Source organism: Saccharopolyspora antimicrobica, assembly GCF_003635025.1.
Taxonomy (GTDB): Bacteria; Actinomycetota; Actinomycetes; order Mycobacteriales; family Pseudonocardiaceae; genus Saccharopolyspora; species Saccharopolyspora antimicrobica.
Genome location: NZ_RBXX01000001.1, coordinates 59,751 through 72,037 on the forward strand (window position 1 = coordinate 59,751; position 12,287 = coordinate 72,037).

Annotated in this window: 14 protein-coding genes; 6 read left to right on the forward strand and 8 right to left on the reverse strand. The window is 67.6% G+C overall.

Annotation, left to right across the window (positions count from 1 at the left end; all coding sequences use genetic code 11):
* Positions 1–20: 20 nt before the first annotated feature.
* On the forward strand, positions 21–734 hold the full coding sequence (locus ATL45_RS00255; protein WP_093157116.1) for a Mut7-C RNAse domain-containing protein: 714 nt from the start codon (positions 21–23) through the stop codon (positions 732–734).
* A gap of 30 nt (positions 735–764) precedes the next feature.
* On the opposite strand, the gene ATL45_RS00260 is transcribed toward ATL45_RS00255, so the two are convergent.
* Positions 765–1,226, reverse strand: a complete 462-nt coding sequence (locus ATL45_RS00260; protein ID WP_211841149.1) for a MarR family winged helix-turn-helix transcriptional regulator — start codon at positions 1,224–1,226, stop codon at positions 765–767.
* Positions 1,227–1,342: 116 nt separating this feature from the next.
* Between ATL45_RS00260 and ATL45_RS00265 the strand changes: the two genes are divergently transcribed.
* On the forward strand, positions 1,343–2,938 hold the full coding sequence (locus ATL45_RS00265; RefSeq protein ID WP_211841150.1) for an amidohydrolase family protein: 1,596 nt from the start codon (positions 1,343–1,345) through the stop codon (positions 2,936–2,938).
* A gap of 116 nt (positions 2,939–3,054) precedes the next feature.
* Here ATL45_RS00265 and ATL45_RS00270 read toward each other — a convergent pair whose 3' ends face one another.
* The gene (locus ATL45_RS00270) at positions 3,055–3,852 is read right to left on the reverse strand and encodes an SGNH/GDSL hydrolase family protein (RefSeq protein WP_093157007.1); all 798 of its coding nucleotides are present in this window, start codon (positions 3,850–3,852) and stop codon (positions 3,055–3,057) included.
* 593 nt (positions 3,853–4,445) lie between these two features.
* On the opposite strand from ATL45_RS00270, the gene ATL45_RS00275 reads away from it, so the two are divergent.
* Genes ATL45_RS00275 through ATL45_RS00280 form a run of 3 tightly spaced genes read left to right on the forward strand, consistent with a single transcriptional unit; the run spans position 4,446 to position 7,587 of the window.
* Positions 4,446–6,020 carry a sodium:solute symporter family transporter gene (locus ATL45_RS00275; protein ID WP_246025083.1) on the forward strand — a complete coding sequence of 525 codons (1,575 nt, stop codon included), beginning with the start codon at positions 4,446–4,448 and terminating at the stop codon, positions 6,018–6,020.
* 22 nt (positions 6,021–6,042) lie between these two features.
* The gene (locus ATL45_RS39235; protein ID WP_211841151.1) at positions 6,043–6,174 is read left to right on the forward strand and encodes a putative transporter small subunit; all 132 of its coding nucleotides are present in this window, start codon (positions 6,043–6,045) and stop codon (positions 6,172–6,174) included.
* A 60-nt stretch (positions 6,175–6,234) separates the two neighbouring features.
* Positions 6,235–7,587 (forward strand): trimethylamine monooxygenase, encoded by a 1,353-nt coding sequence (locus ATL45_RS00280; RefSeq protein ID WP_093157010.1) that lies wholly within the window; start codon positions 6,235–6,237, stop codon positions 7,585–7,587.
* 159 nt (positions 7,588–7,746) lie between these two features.
* Here ATL45_RS00280 and ATL45_RS00285 read toward each other — a convergent pair whose 3' ends face one another.
* Genes ATL45_RS00285 through ATL45_RS00300 form a run of 4 tightly spaced genes read right to left on the reverse strand, consistent with a single transcriptional unit; the run spans position 7,747 to position 9,162 of the window.
* On the reverse strand, positions 7,747–7,938 hold the full coding sequence (locus tag ATL45_RS00285; protein ID WP_093157120.1) for a DUF397 domain-containing protein: 192 nt from the start codon (positions 7,936–7,938) through the stop codon (positions 7,747–7,749).
* Between the two features lie 7 nt (positions 7,939–7,945).
* Positions 7,946–8,128, reverse strand: coding sequence for a DUF397 domain-containing protein (locus tag ATL45_RS00290; protein WP_246025084.1), 183 nt, complete (start codon positions 8,126–8,128; stop codon positions 7,946–7,948).
* Positions 8,129–8,143: 15 nt separating this feature from the next.
* Complete coding sequence (locus ATL45_RS00295) at positions 8,144–8,317, reverse strand: DUF397 domain-containing protein (protein ID WP_093157011.1); 174 nt, start codon at positions 8,315–8,317, stop codon at positions 8,144–8,146.
* Positions 8,314–9,162 (reverse strand): helix-turn-helix domain-containing protein, encoded by an 849-nt coding sequence (locus ATL45_RS00300; RefSeq protein WP_093157013.1) that lies wholly within the window; start codon positions 9,160–9,162, stop codon positions 8,314–8,316. The genes ATL45_RS00295 and ATL45_RS00300 overlap by 4 nt, the downstream gene beginning before the upstream one ends.
* Before the next feature lie 418 nt (positions 9,163–9,580).
* On the opposite strand from ATL45_RS00300, the gene ATL45_RS00305 reads away from it, so the two are divergent.
* On the forward strand, positions 9,581–9,820 hold the full coding sequence (locus tag ATL45_RS00305) for a hypothetical protein (RefSeq protein ID WP_093157014.1): 240 nt from the start codon (positions 9,581–9,583) through the stop codon (positions 9,818–9,820).
* 82 nt (positions 9,821–9,902) lie between these two features.
* Here the strand turns inward: ATL45_RS00305 and ATL45_RS00310 are convergent, their stop codons facing one another.
* On the reverse strand, positions 9,903–11,555 hold the full coding sequence (locus tag ATL45_RS00310) for an ABC-F family ATP-binding cassette domain-containing protein (protein WP_093157016.1): 1,653 nt from the start codon (positions 11,553–11,555) through the stop codon (positions 9,903–9,905).
* A gap of 159 nt (positions 11,556–11,714) precedes the next feature.
* On the reverse strand, positions 11,715–12,245 hold the full coding sequence (locus ATL45_RS00315; protein ID WP_093157017.1) for a GNAT family N-acetyltransferase: 531 nt from the start codon (positions 12,243–12,245) through the stop codon (positions 11,715–11,717).
* Positions 12,246–12,287 lie beyond the last annotated feature (42 nt).

A 12,287-nucleotide genomic window follows, 5' to 3' on the forward strand; every position in this document is an offset into this window, starting at 1 on the left:
CACCGGCCGACCATGTGCGCATGGCATCCACGCTGCACGTGCGCATCGCCGCGGAGCTGCGGTTCTTCGCGGCTCCGCGGCACCGGGACGGGACGGCCGAGGTGCCCTACGACGGAACAGCGACCCTCGGCCACGTCGCCGAGTCGCTGGGCGTGCCGTTGACCGAGGTCGGTGCCCTGCTGGCCGACGGCGTGCCGCGCTCCCCCGCCTACCAGCCGCATGCCGGGACGACGCTGGAGATCCGGCCGGTCGAGCGGCCGCAGGACCTCCCGGCGCGCTTCCTGCTCGACGTGCACCTGGGCAAGCTCGCCCGGCGCCTGCGGCTGGTGGGCGTGGACGCGGCCTACCGCAACGACGCGGACGACGACGAACTGATCGCGGCGGCCGAACGGGAGCACCGGGTCCTGCTCACCCAGGACCGGGGCCTGCTGCAACGGCGAGCGCTGTGGGCGGGCGCCTACGTCCGCGGTTCCGACCCGGCTCGGCAGCTGGTCGACGTCGTCGAGCGGTTCGCGCCACCGCTGGCACCGTGGACGCGCTGCACCGCGTGCAACGGTCCGCTGATCCCAGTGTCCAAAGAGGACGTGCAGGCGGAGATCGAACCGGGCACTCGAAGGCACTACGACGAGTACGCCCGGTGCCGGGACTGCGAGCGGGTGCACTGGCGCGGAGCGCATTCCAGGCGGATCGACGCGATCATCCGCTCGGCGCAGGAGGCACATCCCGGCGGCTGACCGGCTCAGATGGCCGGTTCCCCGCCCGGTCTAGGCGGGCGACTGGTCCGCCTGCAGGTTGTCGAGGATCTTGGCGGCGGTGTCCGCGAACTGGTCGAGCTCTTCGGGTGTGAGGCGGTCGACGAACAAGCGCCGGACTTCCCGGGCATGGCCGGGTACGGCGTCCTTGAGCGTGGCGAGTCCTTTCGCCGTGATCACCGCGTGCATGCCGCGGGAGCCGCACCGTTCCCGGGTGATCAGGCCTCGTCCGCTCATCCGGGTGAGCTGGTGATGCATGCGGCTCTTCTCCCAGCCGGCCACCCGGCCGAGTTCGTAGACGCGCATCCGCCCCTCCGGCGCCTCGGACAGCACCGCGAGCACGGTGTAGTCGGCGTTGGACAAGCCGCTGGAGGACTGGAGCTGCTGTTCGACGCGCATCCGCAGCAGCTCCAGCATCCGGAAGGAGGTTCGCCATGCGCGGAGCTCGCGCTCGGTCAGTCCCAGCTGTGCCATGAGGTTCATCCTACCGCTCAGTTGACACATCAACCCGTCGGTGTAAGTTGAGGTGACACATCAACTCGCACGACCTCTCCGCGGGCAACTTCCGAAACCCATGAAGGAGGATCCGCGTGTCCAGTCAGCACGGTGAAGACAGGCCGCAGCACGATGCCGATCCGCAGCACGGGCGTCACGATTCCCCGAAGACCTCGACCGCGGCCGCCGCGACAGGTGCGAGCCTGCTGACGGCATCCCCGGCCACGGCGCAAGACCGTGGACAGGCACCACCGAGCGACAGCGGCGGCCGGGAGCGCCGCTACGTCATCCGAGGCGGGGCGGTGATGACGATGGACCCGAACGTGGGCGACTTCGAGGTCGCCGATGTTCTGGTCGAGGGCAAGAAGATCGGCGCGATCCTGCCGCGCATCCACGCCCCGGGAGCCGACGAGATCGACGCCAGGGGGCGCATCGTCGTGCCGGGCTTCGTCGACACGCACCACCACCAGTTCGAGACGGCGCTGCGCGCGTTCCTCGCCAACGGCCTGCTGATCAACGACGGATCAGGCTCCCCGAACGCCGATCCCTCGTACATCGAGTACGTCCTGCAGCGGTTCGCGCGCGCCTACCGCCCGCAAGACGTGCACATCAACACGCTGTTCGCGGGACTTTCCCAGCTCGACGCCGGTGTCACGACTGTGCACGACGTCTCCCAGATCCACCATTCGCCCGACCACACCGACGCCGCGGTCCAGGCGCTCGTCGACACCGGACGCCGTTCCGCGTTCGGCTACTTCGAAGGTGACGGCCGCGCCGGGGCGCGCTACCCGCAGGACGCCCACCGCATCAGGAACCAGTGGTTCTCCTCCGACGATCAGCTGGTGAGCATGATCATGGGCGGGGAGATCCACCAGCCCGAGGACGTCTACACCCGCTCCTGGGGCATCGCCCGCGAGCTGGATCTGCCGATCGCCGCACACGCCGTCTCCGGCGCGGGCCACCGGCCGATCATCGACGACCTCGCGCGCGGCACCGGCGGGATCGGCAACGACATCGGCTTCGGCCCGGACGTGCTGCTCATCCACATGACCGGCATGTCCGACCTGGCCTGGCAGCGAGCCCGCGACGCGGGCGTGAACGTCTCGCTGGCCTTCCCCATCGAGATGCACATGCGCCACGGCGTGCCGCCCATCCTCAAGATGCAGGAACTCGGCATGGAACCCTCCCTCAGTTCCGACGTCGAGACCACCATGGCCGCCGATCCCTTCACCCTGATGCGATCCGCTCTGACGATGCAGCGCATGGTGGTCAACCAGATGGTCCTCGAACAGGGCGACTTCACGCCTCCCGACGAATGGCCGACCCCCGCGCCGGGCACCCCGTCGCTGCTCACCGTTCGCGACGTCCTGCGCTACGCGACCGTGAACGGCGCCAAGCACCTCCGCCTCGACCGCAAGGCCGGTTCTCTCACACCCGGCAAGGAAGCCGACATCGTCCTGCTCGACGCCACTGCGCTCAACGTCGCCCCGCTCAACAGCGTTCCGGGGGCCGTGGTCACCCTGATGGATCGGACGAACGTCGAAACCGTGATCGTCGCCGGCAAGATCCGCAAGTGGAAGGGACGCCTGATCGACGCGGACCTGGACCGGTTGCGCCATGAACTCGAAGCGTCCCGAGACCACCTCTTCCGCACCGTGGGCATCCGGCAGGACCTGTACGCGTACAGCTGAGGCCGCGGAGGTGGCCCCCGGTGACCGGACCGGCGGTTTCACGCGAAAACGGCCCCGCGCACGCGAAAGGGGTGGCGATTTCGCGTGGAATCGCCACCCCTCGTTTCAGGGTTCGATCAGCCGGTGACGGAGTTCAGCACCGGGAGGTAGCCCTTGGCGTAGCCGTCGACGTTCGGGTGGAAGGACTCCACCAGCGGGTTGCTCGGGCCGTTGATCCACTCCTCGCCCGCGCAGACGCCGTGACCGTCGAAGGCGTCGCGGGTGTCGGCGTAGGTGAACCCGGCGGCCTCGGCGCGCTCGGAGATCACCCCGGCCAGCACGTCGGAGCCGTCGTTGATCCGCTGGCGCTTGGCATCGGAGAAGAACGGGATCCCGCAGCTGCCGAGCGAGGTGAGGCGCGGGTAGCCGAGCACCACGACCTTGGCGTTGGGCGCGGCCTCGCGGATGTTGGCGTAGGTGGTGTCGAGCTTGGCGGGCAGCTCGTTGCGCGCCTTCTCCTCACCCGCGCCGACCGCGGAGTCGCACTTCTCGTCCGTGCCGAGCAGGCAGTCCTGGATGACGCTGGCGAAGCCCACGTCGTTGCCGCCGATCGAGATGGTGACCAGCGTGGTGTCCGCGCTGAGCCCGTCGAGCTGGTTGGCGTTGACGTCATCGGTCACCGCACCCGAGCAGGCGGCGAAGTTGAAGTCGGTGACGCCGTTGGCATCGGCCCAGAGCTGGGCGTAGGCCTTGGGGCTGCGCAGGCAGTCCCCGCTGTCATCGAAGTATTCCCGGGAGCCGACTCCGGAAGCGTAGGAGTCGCCCAGTGCTGCGTAGTTCTCGGCGGCGGATGTCGCGAACGCGGGTGCGGCCAGCATGGTGCTCGCCGTCGCCACCACCGCCGCGGCACCGACGACGTGCCGTAAGTGACGCATTCTTCCTCCGATCGGAGATCGAAAAACGTCACCATTCAAGGAGAAGATCAGCGGAATCCGGAAGAATTGGCGAATACCCGCCAGTAACGGCGCGGGCGGCACAGAAATCCATCGGGCGACAGCCGCCAACCGGGCTAATTCATTCCCATCACCACAGCGGCACACCCCGCCGCGGCGCCGACCGCTCCGGCGCACGGCCACCACGGGAGATCCGGGGGCCGGTCGAGCGCGCGGAAAGAGCCCCTCCGCCAGATCACCGAGCGAATCGAGAACCGAGTTTCGATCACCCAGGGTGATCGAAACCGAACCCCGCGAAATTCTCCTTGTCGAGAGCTCGGCGAAAAAGCGATTTAAACGTTACCCCTTTTTCCGCGATGCGGAAACGACCAGCGCACGAGATGTGGCAAAAGTTACTTTCAGGTTCATATCTCCCGGAATTTCGTATAGGCCTGTTGGCGACGCGAATTTTCCAGCGGCCTTTTCCGGCCGGGAAATTCGCGCGAGCGGAAAAAGAATTCGGAGGAGTAGTGTTTCAGCTCAGTGCGGCGGCGACCGCTCTGTTATTGATCGCATTCTACGGACTCACGTTCCTCATGACGCTCTCGATCCGGGAGAAGAAGGAGAACGTGGACGGGTTCATGGTCTCCAACGGCGCGGTGGGCTTCGGCATCTCCGCCGCGAGCATGACCGCGACCTGGGTGTGGGCCGCCTCGCTCTACGCGTCGGCCAGCTCGGGCTACACCTACGGCTTGTCGGGGCCGATCCACTACGGGCTCTGGGGTGCGCTGATGATCCTGTGCATCTACCCGTTCGGTCGGCACTTCCGCCGGGTGGCGCCCAAGGCCCACACCCTGGCCGAGGTGATGCACGCGCGCCACGGCCGTTCCAGCCAGCTGATCCTGGCGGTCTCCAACATCGTCGGCAGCATCATCAGCCTGACGGCGAACTTCACCGCCGCCGGCGCGCTGATGGAGATCCTGACGCCGTTCAGCTTCCTGCACGGCGTGCTGATCGCGGCGGTGGGCGTGCTCGCCTACACGCTGTGGTCCGGGTTCCGGGCCTCGGTGATGACCGACTTCGCGCAGCTGGTCGCGATGATGCTGGCCGCGGCGCTCATCGTGCCGATGGTGTTCTTCGCGACCGGCGGCACCGACCTGTTCGACCAGGGTTTCGCCCGGTTGACCGACGAGCAGGCGAACTTCTTCTCGGGCGAGGCGTTCCTGGAGCAGGGCGGCCCGTACCTGGCCGCGGTGCTGGCCTACGCGATCGGCAACCAGACCATCGCGCAGCGGCTGTTCGCGGTGCGCCAGGACCGGATCAAGAGCACCTTCATGACCGCGACCCTCGGCTACGCCGGGACGGTGATCGGGCTGGGCATGCTCGGCCTGCTGGCGGTGATGGTCGGCCTGCAGCCGCTGAACGGCGACATGAACAACATCATCCCGCAGATGGCCTCGGAGTACCTGTCGCCGGTGATGATCGGCCTGCTGTTCATCATGGTGATCGGCTCGCTGTCGTCCACAGCGGACTCCGACCTGGCGGCGCTGTCCTCGCTGGTGATGACCGACATCTACGGCAAGAACCTGGCGCGCGGCAAGGCGAACCCGCAGACGATGCTCTACATCGGACGCATCACGATGATCGCGGCGGCCGCGCTCGGCGTCATGTTCGCGGTGTCGAACTTCAACATCCTCGACCTGCTCGTGTTCGTCGGAGCGCTGTGGGGCGCGCTGGTGTTCCCGGTGATCGCCAGCTTCTACTGGGACCGGATCACCAACCTGGCGTTCACCGTCTCGGTGGTCGTCGCGCTGGGCTTCTTCCTCGTGGCCCGCTTCGAACTGCTGCCGCTGACCGGCGTCGTCGCCGTCGTGATGGAGTTCGCCGCGGTGATCGGCGGTGCGGTGGTGTTCGGCTTCATGGCCTTCGGTCTGTTCGGCAAGCAGGTCGGCTTCACCGTCGGCGCGATCGCGGGCGTGGTGCTGTTTCCGCTGATCATGGGCTTCCTCCGGGACTATCCGACGCTGCTCGGCTCGCTGGTCTCCTACGGCGTCAGCACCGTCGTGTGCGTCGCGATCAGCCTGACCAACAAGGAGCGCTTCGACTTCGCGCTCATCAACGAGCGGGTCACCGAGTTCCAGCTGAAGGACAAGCAGGAAGCCGTCCGCTGACCCGACGAACGGAGCACGTGCCATGAGCAACCTACTTCTGGCCGCCTACATCCTGGTCTGGCCGGCGTTGACCGCGATCGTGCTGATCGTGCTGTGCGTGGCGGTGGCCAAGGACCACCGGCAGGCGAAGAAGAACAACCGCTCGGTCGTCTGACCGCTCCCCCTTCGCACATCGGGCGGGTGAACCGCCCTTCCCAACCAGCATTGGAGATCCATGACGTCCCGCGTTGCTGTGATCGGCGCCGGCCCCAGCGGCCTGTCCCAGCTCCACGCCTTCGAAGAGGCCCGCAAGAAGGGCGCCGAGGTGCCCGAACTGGTGTGCTTCGAGAAGCAGAGCGACTGGGGCGGGCTCTGGAACTACTCCTGGCGCACCGGCCTCGACGAGTTCGGCGAGCCCGCGCACGGCAGCATGTACCGCTTCCTGTGGTCCAACGGGCCGAAGGAGTGCCTGGAGTTCGCCGACTACACCTTCGAGGAGCACTTCGGCAAGGCCATCCCGTCCTTCCCGCCCCGCGAGGTCCTCGCCGACTACATCCTGGGCCGGGCGAAGAAGAACGACGTGCGGCGCTTCATCCGGTTCAGCACCGCGGTGCGCTGGGTCAGCTACGACCCGGCCACCGAGCAGTTCACCGTGACCGTCGAGGACCTGACCGGCAACGAGACCCGGCGCGAGGTGTTCGACCACGTCATCGTCGCCACCGGCCACTTCTCGGTGCCGAACGTGCCGCACTACGAGGGATTCGAGTCGTTCCCCGGCCGGATCCTGCACTCGCACGACTTCCGCGACGCCCGCGAGTTCGCCGGTCAGGACGTGCTGGTGATGGGCAGCAGCTACTCGGCCGAGGACCTGGCGCTGCAGAGCAAGAAGTACGGCGCGAAGTCGGTGACGATCAGCTACCGCACGGCCCCGATGGACTTCAAGTGGCCGCAGGGCATCGATGAGGTCCCGCAGCTGGTGAAGCTGGACGGCGACGTCGCCCACTTCAAGGACGGCTCCACCCGGCGAATCGACTCGATCGTGCTGTGCACCGGGTACAAGCACCACTTCCCGTTCGTGGCCGACGAGCTGCGGCTGCGCACCAAGAACGTGCTCTACCCGGCGAACCTGTACAAGGGCGTGTTCTGGCTGGACAACCCGAAGCTGATGTACCTCGGGATGCAGGACCAGTTCTACACGATGACGCTGTTCGACGCGGAGGCCTGGTACGCGCGCGATCACGTGCTGGGCCGGGTGTCGCTGCCGTCACGCGAGGAGATGTCCGCCGACATCGACAAGTGGGTCGAGCGCGAGTCGACGCTCACCGACGACGCCGGGATGATCGACTTCCAGGCCGACCACGTGGCGGAACTGCTCGCCGACGTGGACTACCCGAAGTTCGACCTGGACCTCACCCGCAAGCTCTTCCGCGACTGGGAGCACGACAAGCAGGAATCCATCACCGGCTACCGCGACCGAGGCTTCCCGTCGCCCTGCACGGGCACTGAAGCCCCGATCCACCACACCCCGTGGTGGGAAGCCATGGACGACTCCCTGGAAACCTTCCTGAACACCCCGAAGCAGAGCTGATCTCGTCCCCCTGAACGTGGCAGAACGAGAACAGTTTTGACGAGGGAAGGGCACCTTTGACCTGGTTTACCCGGTCAAAGGTGCCCTCCACCTATCACTCGAACAGGGGTCGTGAGTGCGAAACAGGGCTCCAGCAAGGTTTCCCACTCACGACCACACTCACCGCTCGAACCGCCCCACCTTGACAGCGCGAACGAAAGCGACGACATCGACGTCGAGACGCGGCCCGTCCGGGTCCTTCGAATCCCGGATCAGGCCAGGTGGGCTCGACAGCTCCACGCAGGTCTGGAGGTTCTGGCTTCGGCTGGCCTTCCGCCAGCAGCGCACAGGCGCTTCTTCTCCGGAATTCATTACCAAATCACCTCCCGAAACGGCCGGATCTGACCGCCCGCAAGAAGGTCGTCACGTCGACTTCCAACACCGGCCCGTCCGGATCTTTCGAGTCCCGGATCGAACCGGGCGGGCTGGACAACTCCACGCAGTGGGTTTCCTGGCCGCTGTAGCTGCTCTTCTGCCAGCGCTGTGACATGGTTTCGCTCATGTGCCGTGACCACGGTCACGCTTCGAAGCGACCGGACTTGACCGCACGCAGGAACGTTTCGACATCAGCCCGCAGGGTTGGCCCGTCCGGGTCCTTCGAGTCCCGGATCAGGCCGCGCGGGTCGGATAACTCCACGCAGTTTCCGTTTGCGTTGGAGTAGCTGGACTTCCGCCAGGTGTGCCCCATCATTCTTCCTCCCACTTCGAGATGGCTTTCTCGATTCGAGCCACCGACTCTGCTTCGTCGATCGCGATCTCGCGGAGTCGCTCAACGGCCTTCCGGTACTCGGCGACATCATGCTCCGTCGGGATGAACGCCCCCGAGCTGTGGTGCTCGAAGTGCACGACAGGAGAGGCGTCCAGGAACTCGTAGACGACGAACGGGCCTGCCCAGCCGGGATGCCACCCGATCCCCTGGGGCATCAGCTGCACCAGCACGTTCGGGCGCTTCGCCATCTCGGCCAGATGACGAAGTTGGTCGAGCACAACGCCATCAGGGCCAATTGGCTCGTAGAGCCCAGCTTCGCCGATCAACGCGTGGAAGCTCACTGGACTTCTACGCGTGAGCACCTCGCGGCGGCTGACGTTGAGCATGACGCGCAGCTCCACATCAGTCTGCGGCAACCCTGCCGCTTCCTTGATCGCTCGGGTGTAGTCCGAGGTTTGGAGCAGGCCGGGTATCACCATCGGCGACCACTCGACTATCGACGAAGCCGAGCGCTCGCACTCGACCACGCCCGCCAGTTGCTGCGGAATTCCGTTCATGCCGACCGTGAGCCAGTTCGGTTCGGCGACGTTCCGCGCCAGATCCAAGATTCTCTCGCGTTCGCGCGGCGAGATCCGCAGCGCGGTGAGGATCATCGCGACGTTCTCGACGTTGGGTACGCGGTGGCCGTTCTCCCAGTGCGAGATCTGGGTGTGCGACAGCTCCAGATGTCTTGCCAGCTCGCGGGATCCCATGCCGTTCGTCAGCCGAGCTTCGCGGAGAGCCGCCGACAGTGCCCTGGCACGCGGCGTACCTGCGGTTGCGGGCATGCACCACATCCTATCGGTTGACCTGCGCAAACAGATCACCCGATTAGATCACTAGTGGTGCACCCCGGCAACCAACCACGCTGGTGTCTACGCAACCAGTGGCAAGAATCAGAACCAGGGATGCAGCGGATGTTCGGTGTTGAGAGTTGGCCTCGGTGGTTGCCTTCGCCGGGGTTGCGGTCGTTGGAGACGCACTTCGTCGATCGGCCTGGTGGGAACGGGGCCTGCGGGGCCGTTGTCATGTGGGCCGCCGTGGGGCATCCGACCACCACTCGGCCGCACTGCTGGGTTTGCGAGCGGGTCGCCCCGGGCGCTCCGACTCGCAGCACCAGGCGCGGGCCTGCGGGGCTTCGCGGTCAGGGATGCGCCAAGCGGTCAGCTCGTTGAGAATCCACTTCGGACGATTGGAGGACGCATCGTGTTCTGGCTCCAGTTCGGCACTCTCGTCGCCATCAACGTCATCATCTTCGCGATGCTGCTCTTACCGTCGTCCCACCGGCAGCACGGGGCTTCCGGCGACGGCTCCCACGACGTGTGGCGGCTGATCGGCGACGTCGAGGCCGAGCGCGCCGCCGAGTACACCGGCCGCCACCGGCTGCGCGAATGGCCCGGTGATACCGCGCCGCTGCCCGAAGCCGGGCAGCCGAAGACTTCCTGACCGGACCGGCGCGTCGACTCCCTCCCCGACAGCGCGCCGGTCCTCCCGGTGGCCGGGCCTGCCCCCGGCCCGGCCACCGGTCCTACTCCTGCCAGACCGGTTCGGCCGACTCGCGCACCCGGCCGTCGGCGTGGAAGACCAGGAATCGGTCGAAGGAGCGGGCGAACCAGCGGTCGTGGGTCACCGCGACCACCGTTCCGTCGAACTCGTCCAGTCCTGCTTGCAGGGCGTCCGCCGAGACCACGTCCAGGTTGTCGGTCGGCTCGTCCAGCAGCAGGAGGTTCGCGCCCTCCAGCTCCAGCAGCAGGATCTGGAACCGGGCCTGCTGACCGCCGGAGAGCGTGTCGAACGGCCGCTGGGCCGCTTGCACGATGTCGTAGCGGGCGAGCAGGCGGCTGGCCTGCTCGCGGGTCATGCCCGCGCGCCGCTCACCGCCGCCCATCAGCAGTTCCAGCAGCGTTCGCCCGGCGAACTCCGGGTGCTCGTGGGTCTGCGCGAACATGCCCGGCACCACGCGCGCGCCCAGGCGCGCGAGGCCGGTGTGCGCCACCGGCGTCAGCGCCTCCTGGTCCGGCACCGGGACGTCGTCGCTGCCGCCGCGGGCGAGCAGCCGCAGGAAGTGCGACTTGCCGGTGCCGTTCGCGCCGAGCACCGCGATGCGCTCGCCGTAGCGGATCTCGCTGGTGAACGACTTGGTCAGCCCATCCATCGCCAGGTCCTCGCAGACGACCGCGCGCTTTCCGGTGCGCCCGCCCGCGAGCTTGACCTGGACCCGCTGCTTGCGCGGCACCGCCTCCGGTGGGCCCGCTTCCTCGAACTTGCGCAACCTGGTCTGCGCCGCTTGGTAGCGGGCGGACATGGTGTCGTTGTAGGACGCCTTCTGCTTCAGCATCTGGACCAGGCGCACCAGCTTCGCCCGGTCCTCGTCCCAGCGGCGGCGCAGCTCTTCCAATCTGGACGTCCGGTCCTCGCGCGCCTGGTCATAGGTGGCGAAACCACCGCCGTGCACCCAAGTGCGGTTGCCCACCGCGCCGAGCTCCACCGTCACGATCCGGTTCGCCGTGCGGTGCAGCAGTTCCCGGTCGTGGGTCACGAACAGCACGCTCTTCGGCGTTTCCCGGATCTGCTCCTCCAGCCACTGCTTGCCCGGCACGTCGAGGTAGTTGTCCGGCTCGTCGAGCAGCAGCACCTGGTCCGGGCCGCGCAGCAGCGCCTCCAGCGCCAGCCGCTTCTGCTGGCCGCCGGAGAGCTTGCGCAGCTCCCGGAAGCGCGCCCGGTCGTAGGGCACGCCGATCGCCGCGGTGCAGCAGACGTCCCAGAGCACCTCCGCGTCGTAGCCGCCCGCGTCGGTGTACTCCGCGATCGCCTCGGCGTAGGCCAGCTGCGTCGCGTCGTCCTCCTGCTCGATGAGCCGGTTCTCGGTCCGCTCCAGCTTCTCCGCCGCCGCGCGGAGCCTCTGCGGGGCCAGCGAGACCATGAGGTCGCGCACCGTCGAATCGTCGCGCGCATGGCCGATGAACTGGCGCATCACGCCGAGCCCACCGGAGCGGATGATGCTGCCCTCGGTCGGCACGAGGTCACCGGACACCAGCCGCAGCAGCGTCGTCTTGCCCGCGCCGTTCGGGCCGACCAGCGCGGCCTTCGCCCCGTCGCCCACCCGGAACGAGACGTCGTCGAGCAGCACCCGCCCGTCCGGCAGGACGTAGTGCACCTTCTGCAACTCAACGTGCCCCATGGCAGTCGTCTCCCCCTGGCTCCGCAGAAGTCCGTCAGGTCATCAGCACGGCCGACGTGACCGCGACGTCCCGCGCCCGTGCGGGTACGCAGCGGAAGCTATCACGCCTGTGATAGTGGCCGCGAACCATTTTGCTGCGGTTGTTCGCCCTGGTCGGAGCTACCAGAGGCCGCCTGCGCGGTGGTCGCAGGTGAGCTCGCCGGTGAGGTCCAGCGGCACGTCCACCGGCAGGACGAAGATGCTCCCGTCCTCCTGCGGCGTGCGCTCGACACCGGCCGGCGTCAGCGCGGAGGTCGGGCCCCGCCAGCGCTGCCAGCCGCGGCTCGCGTAGAGCAGCGCGCCTTCGTCGCCGGCGCCCAGCGCTCCGAGATCGTAGGCACCGCGGACGACGCGCTCGATCTCCGCCATCAGCAGGCCACCGATCCCCCGGCGCCGGTGGCCCCCGTGGACCGCGACCGCTTCCACGTACCCGGCGCGCAGCGCCCGGCCGCCGTGCAGCAGCTGCCGCTGGACCACCGACGCGTGCCCGATCAGGTCATCGCCTTCCCGGGCCAGCACGTGGACCCCGCCGAGGCAGTGGTCCCAGTCCTGCTCGGAGAGCTCGTCGAAGGCGTCCTGGAGCAGGGTGTGAACGGCCTTGGTCGTGGTGGGATCCAGATCTGCGGTGTGCACGGCGCGGATGTCGGTCACAGCGGCCAGCCTGGCAGCACCCGACCGGGCCCGCGACCGGTC